The organism is Roseateles sp. GW821-FHT09B06, from assembly GCF_059418245.1.
The window spans coordinates 190,389-213,440 of record NZ_JBWKPM010000005.1; the positions used below are offsets into that span (position 1 = coordinate 190,389).

22 protein-coding genes are annotated in these 23,052 nt (G+C 70.6%); 12 read left to right on the forward strand and 10 right to left on the reverse strand.

Going from position 1 to position 23,052, the window contains the following annotated elements; genetic code table 11:
- Positions 1-20: 20 nt before the first annotated feature.
- Entirely contained in the window at positions 21-2,633 is a 2,613-nt protein-coding gene (locus AC07OQ_RS06855) for a winged helix-turn-helix domain-containing protein (protein WP_495052351.1), read from the forward strand.
- Positions 2,634-2,648: 15 nt separating this feature from the next.
- Here AC07OQ_RS06855 and AC07OQ_RS06860 read toward each other — a convergent pair whose 3' ends face one another.
- The 6 genes from AC07OQ_RS06860 to AC07OQ_RS06885 all read right to left on the reverse strand — a co-directional run bounded on the left by AC07OQ_RS06860 (position 2,649) and on the right by AC07OQ_RS06885 (position 9,827).
- On the reverse strand, positions 2,649-4,982 hold the full coding sequence (locus AC07OQ_RS06860; RefSeq protein WP_495052352.1) for a putative bifunctional diguanylate cyclase/phosphodiesterase: 2,334 nt from the start codon (positions 4,980-4,982) through the stop codon (positions 2,649-2,651).
- Positions 4,983-5,149: 167 nt separating this feature from the next.
- The gene (locus tag AC07OQ_RS06865) at positions 5,150-6,154 is read right to left on the reverse strand and encodes a 2-hydroxyacid dehydrogenase (protein WP_495052353.1); all 1,005 of its coding nucleotides are present in this window, start codon (positions 6,152-6,154) and stop codon (positions 5,150-5,152) included.
- Between the two features lie 127 nt (positions 6,155-6,281).
- Complete coding sequence (locus AC07OQ_RS06870; protein WP_495052354.1) at positions 6,282-7,688, reverse strand: sodium:proton antiporter; 1,407 nt, start codon at positions 7,686-7,688, stop codon at positions 6,282-6,284.
- A 21-nt stretch (positions 7,689-7,709) separates the two neighbouring features.
- Positions 7,710-8,432, reverse strand: coding sequence for a nitroreductase (locus AC07OQ_RS06875; RefSeq protein WP_495052355.1), 723 nt, complete (start codon positions 8,430-8,432; stop codon positions 7,710-7,712).
- On the reverse strand, positions 8,429-8,887 hold the full coding sequence (locus tag AC07OQ_RS06880) for an acyl-CoA thioesterase (protein ID WP_495052356.1): 459 nt from the start codon (positions 8,885-8,887) through the stop codon (positions 8,429-8,431). The genes AC07OQ_RS06875 and AC07OQ_RS06880 overlap by 4 nt, the downstream gene beginning before the upstream one ends.
- Positions 8,888-8,891: 4 nt before the next feature.
- Positions 8,892-9,827, reverse strand: a complete 936-nt coding sequence (locus AC07OQ_RS06885) for a histone deacetylase family protein (RefSeq protein ID WP_495052357.1) — start codon at positions 9,825-9,827, stop codon at positions 8,892-8,894.
- Between the two features lie 231 nt (positions 9,828-10,058).
- Here AC07OQ_RS06885 and AC07OQ_RS06890 point away from each other — a divergent pair, with 231 nt between their 5' ends.
- Positions 10,059-10,613 carry a phasin family protein gene (locus tag AC07OQ_RS06890; RefSeq protein WP_495052358.1) on the forward strand — a complete coding sequence of 185 codons (555 nt, stop codon included), beginning with the start codon at positions 10,059-10,061 and terminating at the stop codon, positions 10,611-10,613.
- 206 nt (positions 10,614-10,819) lie between these two features.
- A complete protein-coding gene (locus AC07OQ_RS06895) occupies positions 10,820-11,947 on the forward strand; it encodes a thiolase family protein (RefSeq protein WP_495052359.1) in 1,128 nt (375 codons plus the stop codon).
- Positions 11,948-12,007: 60 nt separating this feature from the next.
- On the opposite strand, the gene AC07OQ_RS06900 is transcribed toward AC07OQ_RS06895, so the two are convergent.
- Together AC07OQ_RS06900 and AC07OQ_RS06905 are read right to left on the reverse strand one after the other, a co-directional pair.
- Complete coding sequence (locus tag AC07OQ_RS06900) at positions 12,008-12,643, reverse strand: LON peptidase substrate-binding domain-containing protein (protein ID WP_495052360.1); 636 nt, start codon at positions 12,641-12,643, stop codon at positions 12,008-12,010.
- A 2-nt stretch (positions 12,644-12,645) separates the two neighbouring features.
- Complete coding sequence (locus AC07OQ_RS06905) at positions 12,646-13,587, reverse strand: patatin-like phospholipase family protein (protein WP_495052361.1); 942 nt, start codon at positions 13,585-13,587, stop codon at positions 12,646-12,648.
- Between the two features lie 92 nt (positions 13,588-13,679).
- On the opposite strand from AC07OQ_RS06905, the gene AC07OQ_RS06910 reads away from it, so the two are divergent.
- Positions 13,680-14,009: a cupin domain-containing protein gene (locus AC07OQ_RS06910; RefSeq protein ID WP_495052362.1), complete on the forward strand. Its 330-nt coding sequence runs from the start codon at positions 13,680-13,682 to the stop codon at positions 14,007-14,009.
- An 86-nt stretch (positions 14,010-14,095) separates the two neighbouring features.
- Here the strand turns inward: AC07OQ_RS06910 and AC07OQ_RS06915 are convergent, their stop codons facing one another.
- Entirely contained in the window at positions 14,096-14,236 is a 141-nt protein-coding gene (locus AC07OQ_RS06915; RefSeq protein WP_495052363.1) for a hypothetical protein, read from the reverse strand.
- Between the two features lie 58 nt (positions 14,237-14,294).
- On the reverse strand, positions 14,295-14,804 hold the full coding sequence (locus AC07OQ_RS06920; RefSeq protein ID WP_495052364.1) for a DUF1993 domain-containing protein: 510 nt from the start codon (positions 14,802-14,804) through the stop codon (positions 14,295-14,297).
- A 125-nt stretch (positions 14,805-14,929) separates the two neighbouring features.
- On the opposite strand from AC07OQ_RS06920, the gene ybiB reads away from it, so the two are divergent.
- The 8 genes from ybiB (at position 14,930) to cobA (ending at position 22,999) form a co-directional block, all read left to right on the forward strand.
- On the forward strand, positions 14,930-15,853 hold the full coding sequence (ybiB, locus tag AC07OQ_RS06925; protein WP_495052365.1) for a DNA-binding protein YbiB: 924 nt from the start codon (positions 14,930-14,932) through the stop codon (positions 15,851-15,853).
- Positions 15,854-16,020: 167 nt separating this feature from the next.
- A complete protein-coding gene (locus AC07OQ_RS06930; protein WP_495052366.1) occupies positions 16,021-16,788 on the forward strand; it encodes a sulfite exporter TauE/SafE family protein in 768 nt (255 codons plus the stop codon).
- A gap of 27 nt (positions 16,789-16,815) precedes the next feature.
- Positions 16,816-18,507 carry a nitrite/sulfite reductase gene (locus AC07OQ_RS06935; RefSeq protein WP_495052367.1) on the forward strand — a complete coding sequence of 564 codons (1,692 nt, stop codon included), beginning with the start codon at positions 16,816-16,818 and terminating at the stop codon, positions 18,505-18,507.
- 20 nt (positions 18,508-18,527) lie between these two features.
- A complete protein-coding gene (locus AC07OQ_RS06940) occupies positions 18,528-19,013 on the forward strand; it encodes a DUF934 domain-containing protein (RefSeq protein ID WP_495052368.1) in 486 nt (161 codons plus the stop codon).
- 2 nt (positions 19,014-19,015) lie between these two features.
- On the forward strand, positions 19,016-19,813 hold the full coding sequence (locus AC07OQ_RS06945) for a phosphoadenylyl-sulfate reductase (RefSeq protein ID WP_495052369.1): 798 nt from the start codon (positions 19,016-19,018) through the stop codon (positions 19,811-19,813).
- Positions 19,810-20,781 carry a sulfate adenylyltransferase subunit CysD gene (gene cysD, locus AC07OQ_RS06950; protein WP_495052370.1) on the forward strand — a complete coding sequence of 324 codons (972 nt, stop codon included), beginning with the start codon at positions 19,810-19,812 and terminating at the stop codon, positions 20,779-20,781. The genes AC07OQ_RS06945 and cysD overlap by 4 nt, the downstream gene beginning before the upstream one ends.
- A gap of 107 nt (positions 20,782-20,888) precedes the next feature.
- Positions 20,889-22,202, forward strand: a complete 1,314-nt coding sequence (locus AC07OQ_RS06955) for a sulfate adenylyltransferase subunit 1 (RefSeq protein WP_495052371.1) — start codon at positions 20,889-20,891, stop codon at positions 22,200-22,202.
- Positions 22,203-22,228: 26 nt separating this feature from the next.
- Positions 22,229-22,999, forward strand: a complete 771-nt coding sequence (gene cobA / locus AC07OQ_RS06960; RefSeq protein ID WP_495052372.1) for a uroporphyrinogen-III C-methyltransferase — start codon at positions 22,229-22,231, stop codon at positions 22,997-22,999.
- Positions 23,000-23,052: the final 53 nt, after the last annotated feature.

The window sequence follows — 23,052 nt, forward strand, 5'->3', positions numbered from 1 at the left end:
GCGACCTATCATCCCGGCCCATGTCGTTCGCCCGCACCAAGATCCAGCCGCCGCGCCCGCGGCCGGGCCTGCTGCTGGCGCGGCCGGCGCTGGAGCAGCGCCTGCTGAACCTGCTGACCGAGCGGCGCGCCGTGCTGCTGTGCGCGCCGGCCGGCTACGGCAAGACCGCCCTGCTGGGCCGCACGCTCGACCAGCTGCCCGGCGACCATGCGCTGGCCTGGATCTCGCTCGACGAGGGCGACGACCTGCACCGCCTGCTGAGCTGCCTGACCGCCGCGCTGGAACCGCTGGACCCGCCCTGGCGCACCGCGCCCGAGGGCCTGATGGCGGCGGCCGGCCGCCCCCAGGCGCAGCAGGCGGTGGTCGACGAGCTGGTCAATGCGCTGGACCAATGCGAGGTGCCGCATGGCGTGATCGTGCTGGACGATCTGCACCATATCGAGGACCCGGCCTGCCTGGCCTTCCTGGACCTCTGGCTGCAGCGTGCCAGCCCGCGTTGGACCCTGGTGCTGGCCAGCCGCCACGAGCCGCCGCTGCGCCTGGCGCGCCTGCGCGCCTCGCAGGAGCTGGGCGAGTTGCGCCAGGACGCGCTGCGCCTCGAACGCCAGGAAGTGCAGGCGCTGGTGCTGGGCGCCGGGCTGGACGCCGCCGCGGCCGAGACCCTCTACCAGCGCACCGACGGCTGGGCCGCCGGGCTGCGCCTGGCGCTCAGCGGCGGCAAGAGCCTGGGCGGCAGCGGCACGCTGGACCGCGCCGCCTTCGAGTTCATGACCACCGAGGTGCTGGCCCGCATCGACCCGGCGCTGCGCGGGTTCCTGCTGCGCGTCAGCGTGCTGCCCGAGCTGGACGCGGCGCGCTGCGCCGCGCTGAGCCAGGACGCGCAGGCCGCGCACCGCCTGGCCGAGATCGAGCGCCTGGGCCTGTTCGCCACCGTGCTGGACGAGGCCGGTCCGACCTTGAAGCTGCACGCGCTGTTCCGCGAGGCGCTGCAGCACCGCCTGCGCCTGGAGCGGCCGGCCGAGCGTCTGGCGCTGCTGGAGCGCGCCGCCTTCCTGGAGCCCGACCCGCTGCGCCGCCAGGCCCTGCTGCTGGCCACCGAGCGCCACGACCTGGCCGCCCAGGACCTGCTGAGCGCCGCCACCGGCCTGATCACGCAGGGCGGTGTCGGCACCCTGCTGCGCCTGTGCCGCCAGTTCCCGGCCGGCTTTGCCGAGCGCAGCGCCGATCTGCAGCAGGCCACCGGGCTGGCGCAGTGGCTGCTGTGGGACTTCCGTGCCGCAGAGCAGCATCTGCGGCGCGCCGAGCAGCTCTACCTGGCGCACGGCGCGGACGGTGCCGGCCGCGGCCCGGTCCAGCTGGTGCGCGCCTATCGCGCCAGCACCCTGATCGGGCTCGGGCGCCTGGCCGAGGCCGGCGAGACGCTGGCGGCCCTGCCGATGCAAGACCTGGCCCCCGAGGCGCGCATCATCGCGCTGGTGGCGCACACCTGGCACGCGCTGGAGCTGGGCCGCTACCACCGCGTCGCCGAGCCCTTCGAGGCCCTGGTGCGCGCGCTGGAGGCCGACCTGCGGCTGGAGAGCTGGTTCATGACCGTGCCGCCGCCGCGCCTGACGGCCTGCCTCGGCGCGGCGGGCCTGGCGGCGCGCTGGGCCGCCGGCGCGCTGCAGGTGACCGACGAGCGGCCGGTGCCGCTGCGGCCCCTGGCCCTGCTGACGCAGAGCTGGCTGGCGCTGTGGCGCGGCGACCGGCAGGGCGCCGCCGAGCTGCTGGCGCGCGCCGAGGACGATGCGCAATGGGCCGGCCAGCAGGTGATCGCGCGCAGCCACACCCTGGCCAACCGGGCGATGCAGCAGGCCCTGCGCGGCGAGCATGCGGCCGCGCTGGCGGCGATGCAGACGCGCCTGGCCGAGCACCCCAGCGGCTACGGCGACTGGGGCCTGTGGCATCTGCTGTTCTTTGCCTGCCGCATTGCCGCGGTATGCGGCGATGCCATCGCGCTGCAGCGCTGGCTGGACCAGCTGCTGACCCTGCAGCCCGGCCTCAGCGATGCCACGCCCGAGCGCCTGCACCCGGGCCTGCCGCTGCTGGCCCAGCGCGCCTGGCTGGCCGGCCGCGCGGACGAGGCCATCGCGCTATGGCGCCAGGCCCTGCAGCACGAGGAAAGCATCGACCTGCTGAACCAGGCGGCCGAGGCGCGTCTCGGCCTGGCCCGCGCGCTGGCGCGGCGCGGCACGCCGGCCGAGGCCGCCGCCGTGCTGCAGCCGCTGCTGCAGACCCAGGAGCAGCCGGGTGGCGCCCTGCTGGCCGCCGCCGCGCTGCGCGAACTGGCCGCGCTACGCTGGGACGCCCTGCTCGACATGGCGGCGCAGGAACGGCTGCGCGCCTGGGCCGCGTTGGCGGGCGCGGGCTCGGTCGAGGCGCCCGCCCCGGCCGGCGGCGACCAGGGCCTGAGCCCGCGCGAGCTGGAGGTGCTGGCCCTGATCGCACGCGGCGACAGCAACAAGCTGATCGCCCGTGCCCTGGACCTCAGCCCGCACACCGTCAAGCGCCATGTCGCGCATATCCTGGAGAAGCTGGTGCTGAGCTCGCGCGGCCAGGCTGCGGCCTGGTGGCGCGCGCGCCGGCCGGGCTGAGCGCTCTGCCAGGCCTCAGGCCTCGACGCCCGGCGCCAGACTGCGCTCGCCGCGCAGCAGCGCGCGCCAATGCGCGGGCCGCTCGGGCCGGCCGTACAGCCAGCCCTGCACACCCTGCACGCCCAGCGCCTGCAGAAGGTCCAGCTGGGCGCCGGTCTCGACGCCCTCGGCCACCACCTGCAGTCCCAGGCTGTGGGCCAGCGATACCATCGAGCGCAGCACCCGCTCGCGCCGTGCCGCGCCCGGCAGCCCGCGCAGGAAGCTGCGATCGATCTTCAGCACGTCGATCGGCAGGTCCACCAGCTTGGCCAGCGAGGAATAGCCGGTGCCGAAGTCGTCGATCGCGATCCGGAAGCCGGCCGCATGCAGGCGCTGCAGCAGCGCCAGGGCCTGGGCCGGCTGGCGCGCCAGCGCCGATTCGGTGACCTCCAGCTCCAGTTCGCCCGGCGTCACGCCGTGCAGCGCCAGCGTGGCCATCAACAGGTCGTGGAAGCCGGCGCGCTCCAGGTCATGGGCCGAGAGGTTGACGGCCAGCGGCGGCGGCCCGCGGCCCAGTTCGACGCGCCAGGCCGCCAACTGCGCACAGGCGGCGTCCAGCACCCAGTCGGTGATGCCGCCGATCAGGCCGCAGGCTTCGGCCACCGGGATGAACTCGGTCGGCAGCACCGGGCCCAGCGCCGGGCTGTTCCAGCGCACCAGGGCCTCGAAGCCGAGCAGCCGGCCGTCGGGCCGCAGCTTGGGCTGGTAGAGCAGGTGCAGCTGGGCGCCGGCCAGGGCCTGGGGCAGTTCGGCCTCGATCGCGATGCTGCGCGCCATGGCGCGCGCGGTCTGGGCGTTGAAGCACAGCAGCGCGTCGGCGCCTTCGCGCCAGCGCGGGTCCTGCGCCATGTCGAGCGCCAGCTCGCTGCAGCGCAGCAGCTCGGCACCGTCGGCCTCGGGCTCGCGCGCCAGCAGATCGGCGGCCAGCACCAGGCCGAAGGCCAGGTCCAGCAGCACCGCCTGGCGTGCCGTCATCGTCTGCACCGGCAGGGCCTCGCGCAGCCGGCCCACCTGCGCCAGCGCCGCGACCTCGTCGTCCAGGTCCGGCAGCAGCACCGCGATCACCGAGCCGCGCACGCGCGCGGCGCGCGCGCCGCGCGGCAGGGCGGCCTGCAGGCCGGCGACGAAGTCGCGCAGCAGCGCGTCGCCGGCGCCCACGCCATAGCGGGCATTGAGCTGGCGCAGATTGCACAGGCGCAGGGTCAGCAGGGCCAGGCCCGGCGCGCCACGCTGGCACAGCGCATCGAGCTGCTGGATGCAGCGGGCACGGTTGGGCAGGCCGGTCAGCGGGTCGTGCCAGGTGGCCCAGGCCTCGCGCTGCACCGAGGCCGCCAGGTCGGCCTGCACGCGGCGCAGCTCGGTCACGTCCTCGAAGGCGTAGGCGGTCAGGCGCAGCCCGATGCCGCGCGCCGAGCGCAGCAGCACCTCGCGCGCCTCGCCGCCCTCGCCAGGCTCGGCGAAGCGCCAGCGCAGCCCCGGCTCGGACCGCCAATCGACGGCCTCGCCCGCGGTGGCGACGAACAGATGGGCAATCGGGCGGCCGCGCAGCCGTGCCTCGCTGGCCGATCCGCAGAGGGCAAGAAATGGCTTGTTGCAACGCACGATCCTGCCCCGGGCATCGCACACCAGCGTGGGCCCGCTGGCGATCTGGAACACCTGCTCGCTGAGCTGACGCCAGCCGCGCAGCTTGCGCTCCACGCGCTGCATGCCGGCCACGACGCGGAACATCGCCAGCGGCAGGCAGAGGTTGAAGAACAGGTAGAGCGCCGCGTGCACATAGGCCGACGAATGCGGCAGCCGCACGTCCTGCTGCGGCAGCTGCGGCGCCTCCCAGCCCCACAGCAGCAGCGCGAACAAGCCGGTGTTCAGCAGCATCAGGGCCAGCGCCAGGCGCCAGCTGATCAGCAGGCCGGCCAGCATCGGTGCGGCATAGGCCAGCACATGGCCGAGGCGCGAGATCGCGGGTTGGCTGCCCGTGGACACCGTGATCGCGACGCTGGACACATAGACCGCCGCCAGCAGGCAGAGCGCGCCGGTGCGCCGGCTGCTGCGCGCCTGCTGCACCGCCGCCGCCAGCAGCGCGACGACGACGGCAACGATGGCGAAGGCCCAGGGCTTGCCGCGCAGCCAGGCGGCCACCGCCACATGCAGGCCGACCACGGCAGCCAGCAGCAGGCCCGACAGCAGCACCACGCGCAGGGCGCTGAGCTGGATGTCGGCGGCGGCCAGGCCGCCGCGCGCCGGCTGGGCCAGCACCCAATTGCCCAGGCGGGCCCAGCGTTTGATTGCGATCGCTCTGATACTGCCCATCGGCAACACGGGCGGCATGCGCAGGCCGGTCAAGACCTGGCCCCTCCCTGGCCTCCCTCGATTCTCCGGCCCGCGGCAAAGCGCCGTCGGCAACGGTGTCCACGGCGGACTTTAACGTCCGCTTACGGGGCCCCGACCCTCGGGAAATGGGCCATGTCGGCAATAAGTCAGTGCTTTCGCTGTGTCGTGGCCAACACCTCGGGATTGAGCGCGGTCGGCGGCGCGCCGCCGGTCAGCACGGCGATCAGGTTGTCCACCGCCAGATTGCTCATCGCGCGCCGCGTCGGGATCGAGGCGCTGGCGATATGCGGGGTCAGCACGACGTTGCGCACCGCCAAGAGGCCGGGGTGCACCGCCGGCTCGCCCTCGAACACGTCCAGTCCCGCCGCGGCGATGCGGTTCGAGGCCAGGGCCTCGGCCAGCGCGGCGTCATCGACCACGCCGCCGCGCGCGATATTGGTCAGCGTGGCCGTGGGCTTCATCAGCGAGAGCTCGCGCGCGCCGATCATGTGGTGCGAGCCGGGGCCGTAGGGCACGACGATCATCAGGTGGTCGGCCTGGCGCACCAGCTCGTCCTTCTCGACCCAGCGCGCGCCAAGCGGCGCCTCCTGCTCGGGCGCCAGGCGGCTGCGATTGTGATAAATCACCTGCATGCCGAAGCCCAGGTGACCGCGCCGCGCGATCGCCTGGCCGATGCGGCCCATGCCCAGGATGCCCAGCGTGGCGCCATGCAGGTCGGTGCCGGCGAACATGGTCACCGACCATTGCTTCCAGCCGCCCGAGCGCAGGCAATGCTCGCTCTCGGCCAGGCGGCGCGCGGCCGCCATCATCAGCGCGAAGCCGAAGTCGGCCGTGGTCTCGGTCAGCACGTCGGGCGCATTGCTGACCAGCACGCCGCGCAGGGTGCAGGCCGGCACGTCGATATTGTTGTAGCCCACCGCCATCGAGCAGACGGCCTTGAGCTCCGGGCAGGCCTTCAGCAGCGTGGCGTCGATCTTCTCGGTGCCGGCCACATAGACGCCCTGCTTGCCCTGCAGGCGGCGGATCAGCTCCTCCTGCGACCAGGCCTCGTCGCCCTCGTTGGTCTCGACCTCGAAGTGCGCGCGCAGGCGGTCGACGATGTCGTCGAAGGTCTTGCGGGCCACCAGCACCTTGGGCTTGTCGCTCATCATTGCTTCTCCTGTCAGTCAACATAGGCTACACGCCGGCCACGTCCGGCAGAGCCCGAGGGTCCGACTCTGCCGGCCCTGCGGGCTCGCCCCCTTGAGGGGGCGCGCGCCGCGCGTAGGGGGTGAGTCATTACCTGAACCAGATGATTGTCATGCCGAGGAACAGCGGAATCAGCACCGCGCCCGACCAGGCCATGTAGCCGAAGAAGCTGGGCATCCTGACGCCGCGCTCCTCGGCGATGGCCTTGACCATGAAGTTGGGGGCGTTGCCGATATAGGTGTTCGCGCCCATGAAGACCGAGCCGGCCGAGACCGCGGCCAGCGTGGCCGCCAGCGGCCCCATCAGCTGCTGCGGATCGCCGCCGGCCAGGTTGAAGAACACCAGATAGGTGGGCGCATTGTCCAGAAAGGACGACAGCGCGCCGCTGAACCAGAAATAGGCCCAGGGCAGCGGCTGGCCGTCCGGCGCGGTGACCGCGCGCGTGACGGCGGCGAAGGCGCCCTGCTCGCCGGCCTTCAGCATCGCCAGCACCGGCACCATGGTCAGGAAAATGCCGATGAAGAGCTTGGCCACCTCCTGCATCGGTCCCCAGGAGAACTGGTTCTTCTCGCGCAGCCCCTGGGGCGTGATGGCCAGCGACCAGCAGGTGACCCCGATCAGCAGCGCGTCGCGCAGCAGCGACTGCAGTTCCACCTCGGTGCCTAGCACCCGGAAGCTGATGCCGGGCTGCCACAGCCCGCTCATCAGCACCAGGGCGACGACGGCGGCCAGCGGCAGGAAATTGATGCCGCCCTCGATGCCGAAGCGCGGCGTGTCGGGGGTCGGGTCTCGCCTGAACGCGCCCTGGATGCCTTCACGGCGGTAGTACCAGCTGTCGATCGCATAGAAGATGGCCAGCAGCGCGCCGATCAGGAACAGGGTCTCGGGGAAGATATGGCGCATGGTCCAGAAGAAGTCCACCCCCTTCAGGAAGCCCAGGAACAGCGGCGGGTCGCCCAGCGGCGTCAGCGAGCCGCCGGCATTGCTGACGATGAAGATGAAGAACACCAGCACATGGGCGTTGTGGCGGCGGTTGTCGTTGGCGCGTATCAGCGGCCGCACCATCAGCATCGAGGCGCCGGTCGTGCCCATGAAGCTGGCCAGCACGGCACCGAGGCCCATCAGGCCGGCATTCAGGGCCGGGCTGCCATGCAGATTGCCGCGCACATAGATGCCGCCGGCGGTGGTGAACAGCGCGACGAGCAGGATGATGAAGGGGAGGTATTCGGCCAGCAGGGTGTGGGCCAGCACGCCGGCCGTCATCCCCAGACCCTGGGTGGCGGCGAAGGGCAGCAGGAAGGCCAGGGCCCAGCCGGCCGCGATCTTGCCGAAATGGTGATGCCAGAGCTTGGGCGCGGCCAGCGGCAGGATGGCGATCGACAGCAGCATGCCGGCGAAGGGGATGCCCCACAGGGCATTGAAGGCCCGGCCGTCGAGATCGGTGGCCAGGGCCGGCCCGGCCAGGCCCAGCAGGGCCAGGGAAAGGAGGAATTTCATGCGCTCGGCGTTCTTCTCTTCTTATTGATCGAGGAAGCGGGTGAAGCCGGCCACCGGCTCGCGCTCGGTGACCAGGCTGTTCTCCACCGCGGCCGGGTCGGCATAGCCCAGGGCCATGCCGCAGACCAGCTGCTGCTGCGGAGCCAGCCGCAGCTCCTCGGCGATCAGGCGGTGGAACTGGGTGAAGGCCGCCTGCGGGCAGGTGTGCAGGCCGCGGCCGCGCGCCGCGATCATGATGTTCTGCAGGAACATGCCGTAGTCCAGCCAGCTGCCCTGCTGCATCACGCGGTCGATCGTGAAGAGCAGGCCCACCGGCGCGTCGAAGAAGACGTAGTTGCGGCCATGCTGGTCGTGCATGCGCGCCTTGTCGCCCTTGGCGATGTTCAGCAGGCCGTACAGGTCCCAACCCACCTTGCGGCGCCGGTCGATGAAGGGCGAGACCCATTCGCGCGGGTAGTAGGCGTATTCCTCGCCATGGGTGGCCAGTTCCTCCGGGTCGTCATAGGTGGCCATGATGCGGTCCGACAGGCGGGTCTTGGCCGCGCCGCTCAGCACATGCACCTGCCAGGGCTGGGTGTTCGTGCCGGAAGGTGCCCGGGACGCCACGCGCAGGATGTCCTCGACCACGCTGCGCTCGACGGGCGTGGGCAGGAAGGCACGCATCGAATGGCGGGTCTGGATCGCGGCATCGACCGCGGCGGTCGCGGCGGGGCTGGGCGGGTCGAACGGGCCGAATGAGTTCATGGCAGCATCAATCCTTGCAAGGCTTGCAGATAGGGCTCGGGCAGCTCGGCCACCGGGCGGCGGCTGTCGCGCTCGACATAGACATGGACGAAATGACCGCGCGCCGCGGTGAGCGGGGCGCCTTCGGCGAACAGGCCGATCTCGTAGCGCACGCTGGAGCGACCCAGCCTGGCCACGCGCAGGCCGGCATCCACGCGCTGCGGGAATGCCAGCGAGCCGAAGAAATTGCAATGCGTCTCCACCACCAGGCCGATCACCGCGCCGCCATGGATGTCCAGCGCGCCCGCGGCGATCAGCACCTGGTTCACCGCGGTGTCGAACAGGCTGTAGTAGACGACGTTGTTCAGATGCCCGTAGATGTCGTTGTCCATCCAGCGGGTGCCCAGCTGCACGAAGCGGGCATAGGCCGCGCGGCCTTCGGCTTGGGATCTTGCTGGTTCGCTCATGGACCCCATTCTTTCATCGCGCGGCCCGCCACAAGGCCCAGCTGTGCGCGGCTTCCCTCAGGGTATTCACCTGCACCGCCACCGTGGTGCTCAGATCCTGGCCATAACCGCCCGCCATGGACAGCGCCACCGGGATGCGGCGTTCGCGCAGCGCCGCGAGCACCCGGCGGTCGCGCTCGCGCAGCCCCGCGGTCGTCAGCTTGAGACGACCGAGGCGGTCGCCCTCGTGCGGATCGGCCCCGGCCAGGTAGAAGGCCAGGCCGGGCAAGGCGCCGCCATGGCCCTGCCAGACCCGCGCCAGCGCCAGGTCCAGCGCCGCCAGGTAGTCGGCGTCGCCGCAGCCGTCGGGCAGTTCGACATCCAGGTCGCCGGGCTCCTTGCGGAAGGGGAAGTTCTTCGCCCCATGCATCGAGAAGGTGAACACGGTCGGGTCCTGGCGGAAGATCGCCGCCGTGCCGTTGCCCTGGTGCACGTCCAGATCGATCACCAGCACCCGCAGCAGCTCGCGCCGGTGCCGGCTCCATTCGGCCTGCATCAGGCGCGCCGCCACCGCCACATCGTTGAACACGCAATAGCCCGAACCCTTGTCGGCATAGGCATGGTGGGTGCCGCCGGCCAGATTGGCCGCCAGCCCCTCCGCCAGCGCCGCACGCGCCGCCATGATGGTGGCGCCCACCGAGCGGCGCGAGCGCTCGGCCATCGACGGAGACCAGGGGAAACCGATCTCGCGCTGCTGGGCGGCCGACAGGTGCCCCAGCAGCACCGCGTCCACGTAGTCCGGCGTGTGGGCGAGCGCCAGTTCGCCGTCGCTGGCCGCCTCGGCCGGCGCCAGCCGCAGCGCGCCGGGCTCGGCCTCCAGGCGCTCGCGCAGCATGCGGTACTTGGACTGCGGAAAACGATGGCCGGGCGGCAGGACCAGGCTGTGGGCGTCGGCGTGGAAGGCTTGCATCGAGCGCCACCATAGCCGCTTTCCCGCCCCGACGCCGCGTGCCGGCCAGCAGCGCCGATCGGCCCGATCTAGGAAATTCCCTCTACTTTGCTGCACCGCAACAAAAACCGCTTGCAATCGCCCGCGACGGCCCTATACTTCGTTCCATGTTGCGGTGCAGCAATTCAAATTGAACGGCACCGATGGTTACCCCGAGACCTCAATCCTCAAACCGTGCCAGGAGCTTTCCCTATGCTGACCGCTGAACAAGTTTTCGCCGCCCACAAAGCCAATGTCGAGACCCTTTTCGGTCTGACCAACAAGGCCTTCGAAGGCGTCGAGAAGCTGGTTGAACTGAACCTGCAAGTGGCCAAGACCGCCCTGAGCGAAGCCGCCGAGACCACCACCGCCGCGCTGTCGGTGAAGGACGCCCAGGAACTGCTGACCCTGCAAGCCTCGCTGCTGCAGCCCAGCGCCGAGAAGGCCGCGTCCTACAGCCGTCATCTGTACGACATCGCCGCCAGCACGAACGCCGAAGTGGTGAAGGTCGCCGAGGCCCAGATCGCCGACACGCAGAAGAAGTTCGCTGCCGTGGTCGACAGCGCCGCCAAGAATGCCCCGGCCGGCACCGAGAACGCCGTTGCCCTGGTGAAGTCGGCCGTGGCCGCCGCCAACAACGCCTTCGAATCGGTGCAGAAGGCCACCAAGCAAGCCGTCGAAGTGGCCGAAGCCAACTTCCAGGCCGCCACCAACACCGCCGTCAAGGCCACCCAGACCGCGGCCCGCGCCGGCAAGCGCGCCGCCTAAGGTTCTTCGCTTGTCTCCTCGGTACCCACGAAGCATCGCTTCCAAGTACCCTTCAAGCCCGGCCTGGCCGGGCTTTTTTTCGTCCGGCTCTCGGCCCATCGGGGCCACGCCATGCTTGGCCTTTGGGTCGGCAGGGGCTTCTCCATTTTTAATCATCACCATCATCATTAATTAATATGATGGTCGTCATCGAAAAGGAGATGCCCATGAAAGCCCTGATTAGTGCCTACGCCCGCTCGCCCTTCCATTTCGCGAAGAAAGGCGCGCTGGCGCAGACCCGCCCCGACGAACTCGCCGCCCAGGTGGTCAAGGGTCTGCTGCAGCGCAGCCGCTTCGACCCCGCCCTGCTGGACGACCTGATCCTCGGCTGCGCCTACCCCGAGGCGGCCCAGGGCAACAACCTCGCGCGCATCGTCGGCCTGCTGGCCGGCTTGCCGCAGCAGCTGGGCGGCATGACGGTGAACCGCTTCTGCGGCTCCTCGATGTCGGCGATCCAGATCGCCGCGGCGCAGATCGAGGCCGGGCTGGGCGAGGCTTATCTGTGCGTCGGCGTCGAGTCGATGACCATGGTGCCGCAGGGCGGCTTCAACTTCTCGCCCAACCCCGGGCTCTACGAGCACACCGACACCTATGTCTCGATGGGCCAGACCGCCGAGAACGTGGCCCGTGAGTACCGCGTCAGCCGCGCCGACCAGGAGCTGCTGGCCCTGCGGTCGCATCAGAAGGCCGCGGCGGCGCGCGCCGCCGGCAGGCTGGCCGACGAGATCGTGCCGATCCGTCTGGAGGACGGCAGCCTGGTCGAGGCCGATGGCTGCATCCGTCCCGGCACCACGCTGGAAGCCCTGGCCACGCTGAAGCCGGCCTTCGGCGGCGTGGTGACGGCCGGCACCGCCTCGCCGCTGACCGACGGCGCGGTGGCGGTGCTGGTCACCAGCGAGGACTTCGCCCGGACCCAGGGCCTGGCCCCCATGGCCCGCATCAAGGCCATGGCCACCGTCGGCTGCGACCCGGCGCTGATGGGCATCGGCCCGATCCCGGCCACCCGCAAGGCGCTGGCGCGCGCCGGCCTGACGGCGGCGGATCTGGACGTGGTCGAGATCAACGAGGCCTTCGGCTCCCAGGCCCTGGCCTGCATCCGCGAGTTGGGACTGGACATGGAGCGCATCAATTTGGACGGCGGCGGCCTGGCGATCGGCCATCCGCTGGGCGCCACCGGTGCGCGCATCACGGCCAAGGCCGCGGCCCTGCTGCAGCGCGAGGGCGGCCGCTATGCGCTGGCCACCCAATGCATCGGCGGCGGCCAGGGCATCGCAACGATCCTGGAACGCCTGTAGGGCCTGTAAGGCCGGCGCCGCGACGGCGCGCGGCTCGGCCCGGGCCCGGCAGAGGCGCCGTCAGCCCGGGTCCGGTGCCGTCCCGAGCCGCTCCAGCTGATCGCCGATCAGCTCCAGGCGCAGCAACGGATTGTCCAGCGCCAGCAGGCGCTGCTTCTCGGCCGCCGGCAGCGGCAGCAGCTCGCACCAGCGATTCGCCAGCCAGCCGCAGTCGTCCCAGCGATAGGGCGGCTGCAGCGGCAGGTCCTCGACCGCCGCGCCGGTCTCCAGCTGGTGCAGCAGGGTCTGCAGCAGCCGCGCCGCCTGCGCCAGATCGGGCGGCAGCGGCACCCGCGCGTCTTCGTCCAGCGGTTCGGCCGCCCCCATCCACAGCCCATGCGGCAGGCAATGCGGCTCGCCCACCAGCCGGAAGCGCCGGCCGCCGCGGCAGCGGATGCGCAGCAAGCCGGCCTGCGGCCGCTCGACATGTTCCAGCCGGGCCAGCGTGCCCAGTGCATGGAAGCGCTCGCGCGCGAAGCCCTCGCCCTCGCGGCGGCGCACCTCGCCGCCCTCGATCAGCGCCAGCACGCCGAAGGGCCGCCCCTCCTGCTCGCAGCGCCTGATCAGGTCCAGGTAGCGCGGCTCGAAGATCTGCAGCGCCAGCAGCCCGTCGGGAAACAGCGGGGCCTGCAGCGGAAACAGCGCAAGGTCGTCCATGCTCATCGCGTCTTGGCCTCGATGCGCTGGCGCAACGCGGGCAGCATCGCCAGCGCGGCCTCGCGCCCGGCCTGGATGCTGCGCCGGCGCGCGCCGAAGTCGGCGCTGCCGATGCCCATCAGCTGCGGACGCAGCACCAGGTCGGCCTCGCGCAGCTCGTAGGCATTGATGCTGCGGCTCATGATGGCGAAGGTCTGCAGCAGCATGCGCATCGCGTCGCCCAGCGGCTTGTCGTCAGGCGGCGAGCTGATGTCCACCGCGATCACCAGGTCCGCGCCCATCTGGCGCGCCTGGCGCACCGGCACCGGCGCCACCAGGCCGCCGTCCACATACTCGCGCCCGGCGATCTTCACCGGCTGGAACACCGCCGGCACGGCGCTGGAGGCGCGCACCGCGGTGCCGGTGTCGCCCGTGCGGAACAGCACGCCCGAGCCGTCGCTCAGGTCGGTGGCCAGGATGCCCAGTGGGATGGCCATCTGCTCGATGCTCTTGTGCCCGGTGCGCTCGCGCACGAAGCGCGCCAGCGCATCGCCGCGGATCAGGCCGCGGCCGGGAAAGGCCCAGTCGGTGATCGCGCCCTCGTCCATGCCCTCGGCCAAGGTCGCCAGCTCCTTGCCGTTCTTGCCCGCGGCGTAGAGCGCGGCCACCAGCGAGCCGGCCGAGGTGCCGGCCACCAGGTCCACCTTGATGCCCTGCTCCTCCAGCACCTGGATCACGCCGATATGGGCGAAGCCGCGCGCCGCACCGCCGCCCAGCGCCAGACCCACAACCGGCAGTCTTGGCGGCGGCGGGACGGGCTTGGGGCCGGGTGGTGCGGCATCGACCGGCGGCGGCGCGCTCGGGGTGCCGACCAGCGGCAGATTGGAACAGGCCGCCAGGGCCAGGGGCGCCAGCAGCAGGCCGCGGCGCGACAGCCCCTTCAGGGGGCGGGATTCGAGAGACATGGCGGCATTCTAGGAGCCGCGAGGCGAGGCTCCTTAGGCCTCCTTAGGCGATACTGAAGCCGCCCGGCAGCGCTGCCGCGGAGGAGACGGATATGGCTCTTGAGCATGCCCACATCGGTCAGCTGATTGACCTCAAGCCCCTGGCCGAGGGCGATACCGACAGCCCCAGCACCAGCCTGATCAAGACCGAGCAGCTGCAGCTGCTGCATGTCGTGCTGCGCACCGGCCAGCGCCTGCCCGAGCACAAGGTGAGCGGCGAGTTGTGCGTGCAATGCCTGGCCGGGCGGGTGCGCCTGGTGATGCCCGGCACCGAGCTGCCGCTGGCGGCCGGCCAGCTGACCGTGCTGGGCGGCGGCGAGCCGCATGCGGTGCTGGCCGAGCAGGACAGCTGCCTGCTGCTGACGCTGATCCTCGCCCATTAGCCGTCCCCCGACCCGGCGTCACCGCGCCCGCGCAGGAGTCGTGAGGCCGGCGGCCCGCCGGAAGCGCTTAGCAGCGCCCCCGGCTGCTACTTCTTTTTCTTGCTGCGATCCGGCACCACGGTCGTGATGCTGGGCATCACCGCCCCGGGCGAGATCGGCTTGGGCGGCGAGCTGTCCTTCTTGGGCTTCTTGCTTTCCTTATTGCTCTTTTGCTGACCTTTGGCCATGGGGCTCTCCTTGGTGGGATGCAGCGAGTGTACGGACCCTCGGCCCGGCTCCGCTCATTCAGTACGCGCCCATATAGTCCTTCTTGCCCACATCGATCCCGTTGTGGCGCAGGATGGCGTAGCCGGTGGTGACATGGAAGAAGAACTGCGGCAGGCCGTAATGCAGCAGATAGTCCTGGCCGCTGAAGCGACGCTCCTTGGGCGTGCCCGGGCGCGTGACGATCTCGCGCGTGGCGGCGGCGGCAAACTGGGCCTCGGGCAGCGCGGCCATGAAGGCCTGGGTGCCGGCAATGCGGGCCTGCAACTCGGCAAAGCTGCTCTCCTTGGCCTCGTAGCCGGGCACCTCGACGCCGGCCAGGCGGGCGCAGACGCCGGCCGCGAAGTCGCAGGCCACCTGCACCTGGCGGGTCAGCGCAAACATATCCGGGAACAGGCGCGCCTGCAGCAGGGCCGCGGGCTCGATGTTGCGGGCCGTGGCATGGGCCTCGGCCTTGGCCAGGACATCGGCCAGGCCGCCCAGCATCTGTTTGAACAAGGGAACGCTGGCTTCGTAGATCGGGATCGACATGGGAACAGGCCTGGGATTAAGCTGGGATTAAGGAAAGAGGGGCGGATTCTCGCAGCCCGCCATGTCGGCCACCCGCGGCACCCGAACGGCCGCCATCGGCATGGCCGCGCCTACACTGCCGGCCTATGGAATTCGCTCCCCTGATCAAGGAAATCGGCCGCGGCACGCGCGGCGCGCGCGACCTGGACGAGACCCGGGCCGAGGCCCTGTTCGGCGCGATCCTGGACGGCCGCGTGCCCGCGCTGGAGCTGGGCGCGATCCTGCTGTCCATGCGCATCAAGGGCGAGAGCGCGGCCGAGCTGGCCGGCTTCTGGCGCGCGATGCAGGCGCGCACCGCGCGCGTGGCGGTGCCCGACGCGGGCCCGCGCTGCGTGCTGCTGCCCACCTTCAACGGCGCGCGCAAGCAGGCGAACCTGATGCCCCTGGTGGCCCTGCTGCTGGCGCGCGAGGGCGTGCCGGTGCTGATCCATGGCCGGCACGATTTCGACAGCCGGCAGAGCCCCTTCGAGCTGCTGGCGGCGCTGGGCCTGGCGCCGGCCGCCTCGGCGGACGAAGCGGGTGAGCAGCTGGCTCGCAAACGCCTGGCCGTCCTGCCGCTGGCCCTGCTGAACCCCGGGCTGGACGCGCTGATGGCGCTGCGTCCGCGCCTCGGGGTGCGCAACAGCGGCCACAGCGTCGCCAAGCTGCTGGACGCCGCGCCGGGGCGCAGCGTCCGGGTCGTGTCCGTGACCCATCCCGAGTATCTGGACAGCATGGGCCAGGCCCTGCTGGCGCAAAGCCAGGACGGCCACCGCGGCCTGCTGATGCGCGCCAGCGAGGGCGAGGCCTATGCGCACCTGCGCCGCAAGGCCCAGCTCTACGGCTTTGTCGACGGCCAGCGCCTGGACCTGCATCCGGCCGACAGCGCGGACCTCGACTGGCCGCTGTCGCCCGATTGCGAGGCCGAGGCCAATGCCCGGCTGATCCGGGCCATGCTGGACGGCCGCGCGCCGCTGCCGCCGCGCATCGCCGAACAGGTGCAGGCCCTGCGCCAGCTGGCAACCGGCTGAACCGACCTCCTTGGAAGGCTATAAGGTCTAAGGCCGTTCATATGCTTATTCGCCAATAAGCAATCTACGATTCTGTAGTTCCTATATATATAAAGCTTCCATAGAGTCCGCAGCCTAGGCCCGGGATTCCATTTCCGGGCCCCACCCATCGGGAGCAGGACTTGTTGTTGGACTGGATTGCGATCGCAAGCGGCTTCGGCGTCGGCGTCATCGTCGGCATCACCGGCGTGGGCGGCGGTTCGCTGATGACGCCGCTGCTGCTGTCGGTCTTCAGGCTGAACCCGGCCGTGGCCATCGGCACCGACCTCTGGTTCGCCGCGCTGACCAAGGTGTCGGGCTCGGTGGCTCATGCGCGCCACGGCCATGTGAAGTGGCGCATCACCAGCCTGCTGCTGGCCGGCTCTATTCCCGCCTCGATCGCCACCGTGGCGCTGATGCACCTGACCGGCGTCACCAAGGGCTGGGCCAGCACCCTGTCCTTCTCGCTGGGCATCGCCCTGCTGCTGACCGCCATGGTCGTGGCCTTCAAGAAAAGCTGGCAGGCCCTGGGCCTGCGGCTGGAGCGGGTCATCCCCGAGTCGCGCAAGCCCGCGCTGACCATCGCCTCGGGCGTGATCCTCGGTGTGCTGGTGTCGCTGTCCTCGATCGGCGCCGGCGCGATCGGCGCCACCCTGATCCTCCTGATCTACCCGCGCCTGGAGGCGCGCTACATCGTCGGCAGCGACATCGCCCATGCGGTGCCGCTGACCCTGGTGGCCGGCATCGGCCACGCCACCCTGGGCCATGTCAACTGGCCGCTGCTGGTGCCGCTCCTGATCGGCTCGGTGCCCGGCATCTGGCTGGGCGCACAGCTGACGCGCCGCCTGCCCGACGGCGTGGTGCGCGGCCTGCTGTGCGCCTCGCTGCTGATGGCCGGCTGGAAAGTGATTCACTGATTGATTGCTTGAGTTTCTGACGTAGCTATGTACGCCTATACCGATTTCGACCGCCAGTTCGTCCACGCCCGCGCCGCGCAGTTCCGCGACCAGCTGGAGCGCAACCTGGCCGGCACCCTCACCGACGACGAGTTCCGCCCGCTGCGCCTGCAGAACGGCTGGTATGTGCAGCGCCATGCACCGATGCTGCGCGTGGCCGTGCCCTATGGCGTGCTGTCCGCCAGGCAACTTCGCCAGCTGGCCCATATCGCGCGCAAATGGGACCGCGGCTACGGCCATTTCACGACCCGCCAGAACCTGCAGTACAACTGGATCCCGCTGGTCGACGCGGCCGACGTGATGGACGCGCTGGCCGATGTGGACATGCACGGCATCCAGACCAGCGGCAACTGCATCCGCAACATCACGGCCGATGGCCTGGCCGGCGTGGCCGCCGACGAGATCGTCGACCCGCGCCCCTATGCGGAAGTGCTGCGCCAGTGGAGCACCCTGCACCCCGAGTTCGCCTTCCTGCCGCGCAAGTTCAAGATCGCGGTCTCCGGCGCGCTGGAAGACCGCGCCGCGATCGCCTGGCACGACATCGGCCTGCAGCTGCTGAAGAACGAAGCCGGCGAGGTCGGCTTCAAGGTGCTGGTCGGCGGCGGCATGGGCCGCACGCCGATCACCGGCCAGGTGATCAAGGAGTTCCTGCCCTGGAACCAGATCCTCGTCTACATCGAGGCGATCGTGCGCGTCTACAACCGCTACGGCCGCCGCGACAATATGTACAAGGCCCGCATCAAGATCCTGGTGAAGGCCGAGGGCCAGCAGTTCTTCGACGCGGTGAACGCCGAGTTCGCCCATATCCTGGCCGACGATGCCGGTGGCCATGAGCACATCATTCCGCAGGCCGAGCTGGAGCGCGTGGCGGCCAGCTTCGTGGTGCCGGAAGGCGTGGCGGCCGCGCCCGCGATCGACATCCTGGAAGGCGCATCGGGCAGCTACAAGCGCTGGCTGGAGCGCAATGTCCATGCGCACCGCCTGAGCGGCTACCGCGGCGTGACCCTGTCGCTGAAGCGCCTGGGCATCCCGCCGGGCGACGCCACCGACGCGCAGATGGAGGCCGCCGCCGGGCTGTCCGAGCGCTACAGCCAGGGCGAGCTGCGCGTCACGCATGACCAGAACCTGCTGCTGCCCTGGGTGCGCGAGAGCGACCTGCCGGCCCTGTACGAGGAAGCCAAGGCCAACGGCTTCGCGACGCCGAACATCGGCCTGCTCTCCGACATGATCGCCTGCCCCGGCGGCGACTTCTGCGCGCTGGCCAATGCCCGCTCGATCCCCGTGGCCGAGGCGATCACCGAGCGCTTCCAGGACCTGGACGAGCTCTACGACATCGGCGACATCGACCTGCACATCAGCGGCTGCATCAACAGCTGCGGCCACCACCACAGCGGCCATATCGGCATCCTCGGCGTCGACAAGGACGGCAGCGAGTGGTACCAGATCACCCTGGGCGGCTCGGACGGCTCGACGATCTCCGGCGCGGCCGTGCCCGGCAAGGTGATCGGCCCCAGCTTCGCGGCCGACGAGGTGCCCGACGTGATCGAGTCCGTCGTCCAGACCTATCGCCGCGAGCGCGCGGCCACCGAGCGCTTCATCGACACGGTGCGCCGCATCGGCCTGGAGCCCTTCAAGGGCCCCGCCAACGCCCAGCGCACGCTGACAGCCGCCGCCCGCTGAGAACGAGCAGAGATCACCCCATGAAGTTCATCGATCCCCATCACGACCAATGGCACCGCGTCGTCGGCGAGGACGGCCCCAAGCCCGATCCCGATCCGGCGCCCTACCGGCTGCTGAGCCTGGAGCAGTGGCATGCGGTGCGCGACCATTGGCCGGCCGGCCTGCCCACCGCCGTCGAGCTGCCCAACGACCATGACATCGAGGACCTGGCCGCCGATCTGCCGCGCCTGAGCCTGATCGTGCTGCAGTTTCCCAAGTGGGTGGACGGCCGCGCCTACAGCCAGGCCCGCATCCTGCGCAGCCGCTACCGCTTCGCCGGCGAGATCCGCGCCACCGGCGAGGTGCTGGTGGACATGGTGCTGCTGGCCGCCCGCACCGGCTTCGACGCGGTGCAACTGCGCGCCGACCAGAGCCTGGAGGCCGCGCGCCGGGCCCTGTCCTTCTTCCCCGGCCATTACCAGGGCGACGTGGCGCACGCCAAGCCGCATTTCGCCGAGGCGCGCTGATCATGAGCGAGGCCCAAGTCTCCTCCCTGCTGCCCTCGGCGGCGACCGCGTCGGCCATCGGCCTCTATGCCCGCAAGACCGCCGGCTTCGATGAGCGCCTGGCCGAGACCATCGCGCTGCTGCGCGCCGCCGTCGCGGAGCATGGCGCCGGCCTGCTGCAGTCCACCTCGCTGGGCGCCGAGGACATGGTGATCACCGACCTGATCGCGCGCCATGCGCTGCCGATCGGCATCGCCACCTTGAACACCGGCAAGCTGCACGCCGAGACCCTGGACCTGATCCCGCGCATCGAGGCGAAGTACCCCGGCGTCAGGGTCGAGGTGTTCGAGCCGGTGCAGGAACAGGCGATCCACTTCGTGCGCGCCAACGGCGAGGATGCGATGTACCGCAGCATCGAGCTGCGCAAGGCCTGCTGCGGCATGCGCAAGCTGGAGCCGCTGTCGCGCATGCTGGCCGGCCGCAGCGCCTGGATCACCGGCCTGCGCCGCGAGCAGAGCGCGAACCGCGCCGAGGTGCCCTTCGACGAGGACGACGGCAAGGGCCGCCGCAAGCTGAACGTGCTGGCCGCCTGGAGCTGGGCCGATGTCTGGCACTACATCCAGGCCTTCGACCTGCCCTACAACCCGCTGCACGACCGGTTCATGCCCAGCATCGGCTGCGCGCCCTGCACCCGCGCGATCGCCGTCGGCGAGGACTTCCGCGCCGGCCGCTGGTGGTGGGAAGACGAGAACGCCAAGGAATGCGGCCTGCACAAGGCCCACACCAACGAAGAACTGAAGAGCACAGGAGCCCCGGCATGAACGCCCCGGTCAATCTCGAGAAACTGCTGCCGACGGTCGATCACCGTCATCTGGACCACCTGGAGGAAGAAGCCATCTTCATCCTGCGCGAGGTGGCCGCCGCCTTCGAGCGCCCGGGCCTGCTGTTCTCCAGCGGCAAGGACAGCTGCGTGGTGCTGCGCCTGGCCGAGAAGGCCTTCAAGCAGCGCGACAAGAGCGATCCCTGCGGCAACAGTTTCAAGGGCAAGTTGCCCTTCCCGCTGGTGCATGTGGACACCGGCCACAATTTCCCCGAGGTGATCGAGTTCCGCGACCGCCGCGTCGCCGAGATGGGCGAGCGCCTGGTCGTCGCGCATATGGACGAGTCGATCCGGAACGGCACGGTGCGCCTGGCGCATCCGCTGGAGTCGCGCAACGGCCACCAGACCGTCACGCTCCTGGAAGCCATCGAGGCGAACCGCTTCGACGTGCTGATCGGCGGCGCCCGCCGCGACGAGGAGAAGGCGCGCGCCAAGGAGCGCATCTTCAGCCACCGCGACAGCTTCGGCCAGTGGCAGCCCAAGGAACAGCGCCCGGAACTCTGGAACCTGTTCAACACCCGCATCCGCCCGGGCGAGCATTTCCGCGCCTTCCCGATCAGCAACTGGACCGAGCTGGACGTCTGGCTCTACATCGCCCGCGAGAACATCCCGCTGCCCAGCCTGTACTTCGCGCACCAGCGCCAGATCATCCGGCGCAAGGGTCTCTTGGTGCCCGTCACCGAGGTCACGCCGCCGGAGGCCGGCGAGCAGATCGAGACCGAGACCGTGCGTTTCCGCACCGTCGGCGACATGACCTGCACCTGCCCGGTCGAGAGCCCGGCCACCTCGGCCCAGGACATCGTCGCCGAGACCCTGACCGTCACGGTCAGCGAGCGCGGCGCCACCCGCATGGACGATCGCACCTCCGAGGCCTCGATGGAGCGCCGCAAGAAAGAGGGCTATTTCTAAGACCACCCCCGAGGCGCCGCGCGCCTCCCCCTCAAGGGGCGAGTCCGATGGCCCGGCAAAGCCGGATCCACGGCCTCCACTCGATCAAGACAAGGTTTGATGCAGACATGAGCGCCATACCCAAACAAGAGATCGTCCACGAACAGGACATCGACACCCAGCACCGCGCGCTGCGCTTCCTGACCGCCGGCAGCGTCGACGACGGCAAGAGCACCCTGATCGGCCGCCTGCTGTATGACAGCCGCGCGATCCTGGCCGACCAGCTGGACACCTTGGAGAAGCGCGCCGCCGGCGCGCCGATCGACCTGAGCCTGCTGACCGACGGCCTGGAGGCCGAGCGCGAGCAGGGCATCACGATCGACGTGGCCTACCGCTACTTCGCCACCAAGACCCGCAAGTTCATCATTGCCGATGCGCCGGGCCATGAGCAGTACACCCGCAATATGGTGACGGCCGCGGCCGGCAGCGACGCCGCCGTCGTGCTGGTGGACATCACCAAGCTGGACCTGAGCCAGGACGAGGTGCCGCTGCTGCCGCAGACCCGCCGCCACAGCCTGCTGGCGCATCTGCTGCGCGTGCCCAGCATCGTCTTCGCGGTCAACAAGATCGACGCGCTGGAGGCTCCGGCCGAAGGCTTCGCCAAGGTCGGCGCCGCGCTGAAGGCCTTCGCCGCGCAGGCCGGCATCGCGGTCACCGCCATCATCCCGGTCTCGGCGCTGCGCGGCGACAACGTCACCCAGCCGCTGGACGCGCCCTGGTACGACGGCCCCTCGCTCTTGCAGGTGCTGGAAGGCCTGCCGGCGCTGCAGGAAAAGGTCGAGGGCCAGTTGCTGATCCCGGTGCAGTATGTCGCCCGGGACTCCGGAGAAAAGGGTGAAGGCACCGGCCACCAGCCGCGCACCCTGTGGGGCCGCATCGCCCATGGCCAGGTCAAGGCCGGCGACGAGATCCAGATCCTGCCGAGCGGCCAGACCGCCATCGTCGCCGAGGTGCGCCGCGCCGGCGAGACGGTCGCGCACAGCGTGGCCGGCGAATCGGCCGGCCTCGTGCTGGACCGCCAGCTCGACGTCAGCCGCGGCGACTGGATCGTCACGCCCGGCAGCGCCACGCCAACGCAGAGCTTCGAGGCCACCCTGGCCTGGCTGGACACCGAACCCGCCCAGGTCGGCCGCAAGTACTGGGTGCGCCACGGCAACCGCTGGGTGCAGGCGCGCATCAGCTCGATCGAGCACAGGCTGGACATCCACACCCTGGCCGAGACCGAGGCGCATGAGCTGGCGGTCAACGAGATCGGCCATGTGCGCATCGAGCTGCAGGCCGCGCTGCCGGTGGAGCCCTATGCGGCGAATCGGGTCGGCGGCGCGCTGATCGTCGTCGACCCGACCAGCAATCGCACCAGCGGCGCCTTGCTGGTACGCTGAGGCCTGCGGGAAGTTTGCGAGCAGACATGGGCAAGGTCATCTTCGTCAGCGCCGGTCCCGGAGCCGCGGACCTGATCACGCTGCGCGGCGCGCGCGCGCTGCAGCAGGCCGACGTGGTGCTGTTCGATGCGCTGACCGACCCGCTGCTGCGCGAGTTCGCGCCGCAGGCCCAGTGGCTGGACGTCGGCAAGCGCGGTTTCACCACCAGCACCGCGCAGACCGCGATCGACGCCCTGCTGGTCAAGATGGCCCTTCAGCATCAGGTGGTCGTGCGCCTGAAGGGCGGCGATGCCAGCATCTTCGGCCGCCTGGAGGAAGAGCTGCTGGCACTCGGGCGCGCCGGCATCGCGAGCGAGGTGGTGCCCGGCGTCACCGCCGCGATCGCCGCCGCCGCCCACACCCAGCGCCCGCTGACCCGCCGCGGCCGGGGCCGCAGCGTCAGCCTGAGCACCGCGATGACCCGCGAGGGCGATCTGCAGGCGCTGAAGAGTGCCGACACCGAGGTCTTCTACATGGCCGGCCGCCAGCTGGCCGCCCTCTCCCGCAAGCTGCTCGAGGCCGGCTGGGCGCCCGACACGCCCTGCTGCGCGGTCTCGCGCGCCGGCTGGCCCGACGCCCTGGCCAGCGAGCATCCGGTGTCAGGTCTTGCGGCCGCCGCCCTGCTGCACCGCGGCCGCCCCACGGTGGTCACCGTGGGCGCCGGCGCCCGCGCGCTGCCCTCGGGGCAGGCCGCCAAATGCGGCAAGGCCACGGAGCTTGAGCAGGAACAAGCCCTGACGCCGAGCCCGAACGATTAAAATCCGTCTCGCCCCGCCGGCGCGGATACCCGCGCCGGTCGCTGCCCATAAGA

Coding starts and splice junctions, on each gene's coding strand:
- AC07OQ_RS06935 (WP_495052367.1), top strand. CDS start 16,816: ATGTACGCCTATACCGATTTCGACCGCCAGTTCGTCCACGCCCGCGCC.
- AC07OQ_RS06865 (WP_495052353.1), bottom strand. CDS start 6,154: ATGATGAGCGACAAGCCCAAGGTGCTGGTGGCCCGCAAGACCTTCGAC.
- AC07OQ_RS06860 (WP_495052352.1), bottom strand. CDS start 4,982: ATGGGCAGTATCAGAGCGATCGCAATCAAACGCTGGGCCCGCCTGGGC.
- AC07OQ_RS06890 (WP_495052358.1), top strand. CDS start 10,059: ATGCTGACCGCTGAACAAGTTTTCGCCGCCCACAAAGCCAATGTCGAG.
- AC07OQ_RS06920 (WP_495052364.1), bottom strand. CDS start 14,804: ATGTCGATCCCGATCTACGAAGCCAGCGTTCCCTTGTTCAAACAGATG.
- cobA (WP_495052372.1), top strand. CDS start 22,229: ATGGGCAAGGTCATCTTCGTCAGCGCCGGTCCCGGAGCCGCGGACCTG.
- AC07OQ_RS06895 (WP_495052359.1), top strand. CDS start 10,820: ATGAAAGCCCTGATTAGTGCCTACGCCCGCTCGCCCTTCCATTTCGCG.
- AC07OQ_RS06900 (WP_495052360.1), bottom strand. CDS start 12,643: ATGGACGACCTTGCGCTGTTTCCGCTGCAGGCCCCGCTGTTTCCCGAC.
- AC07OQ_RS06875 (WP_495052355.1), bottom strand. CDS start 8,432: ATGAACTCATTCGGCCCGTTCGACCCGCCCAGCCCCGCCGCGACCGCC.
- AC07OQ_RS06880 (WP_495052356.1), bottom strand. CDS start 8,887: ATGGGGTCCATGAGCGAACCAGCAAGATCCCAAGCCGAAGGCCGCGCG.
- AC07OQ_RS06855 (WP_495052351.1), top strand. CDS start 21: ATGTCGTTCGCCCGCACCAAGATCCAGCCGCCGCGCCCGCGGCCGGGC.
- AC07OQ_RS06945 (WP_495052369.1), top strand. CDS start 19,016: ATGAGCGAGGCCCAAGTCTCCTCCCTGCTGCCCTCGGCGGCGACCGCG.
- ybiB (WP_495052365.1), top strand. CDS start 14,930: ATGGAATTCGCTCCCCTGATCAAGGAAATCGGCCGCGGCACGCGCGGC.
- AC07OQ_RS06955 (WP_495052371.1), top strand. CDS start 20,889: ATGAGCGCCATACCCAAACAAGAGATCGTCCACGAACAGGACATCGAC.
- AC07OQ_RS06870 (WP_495052354.1), bottom strand. CDS start 7,688: ATGAAATTCCTCCTTTCCCTGGCCCTGCTGGGCCTGGCCGGGCCGGCC.
- AC07OQ_RS06905 (WP_495052361.1), bottom strand. CDS start 13,587: ATGTCTCTCGAATCCCGCCCCCTGAAGGGGCTGTCGCGCCGCGGCCTG.
- AC07OQ_RS06940 (WP_495052368.1), top strand. CDS start 18,528: ATGAAGTTCATCGATCCCCATCACGACCAATGGCACCGCGTCGTCGGC.
- cysD (WP_495052370.1), top strand. CDS start 19,810: ATGAACGCCCCGGTCAATCTCGAGAAACTGCTGCCGACGGTCGATCAC.
- AC07OQ_RS06885 (WP_495052357.1), bottom strand. CDS start 9,827: ATGCAAGCCTTCCACGCCGACGCCCACAGCCTGGTCCTGCCGCCCGGC.
- AC07OQ_RS06910 (WP_495052362.1), top strand. CDS start 13,680: ATGGCTCTTGAGCATGCCCACATCGGTCAGCTGATTGACCTCAAGCCC.
- AC07OQ_RS06915 (WP_495052363.1), bottom strand. CDS start 14,236: ATGGCCAAAGGTCAGCAAAAGAGCAATAAGGAAAGCAAGAAGCCCAAG.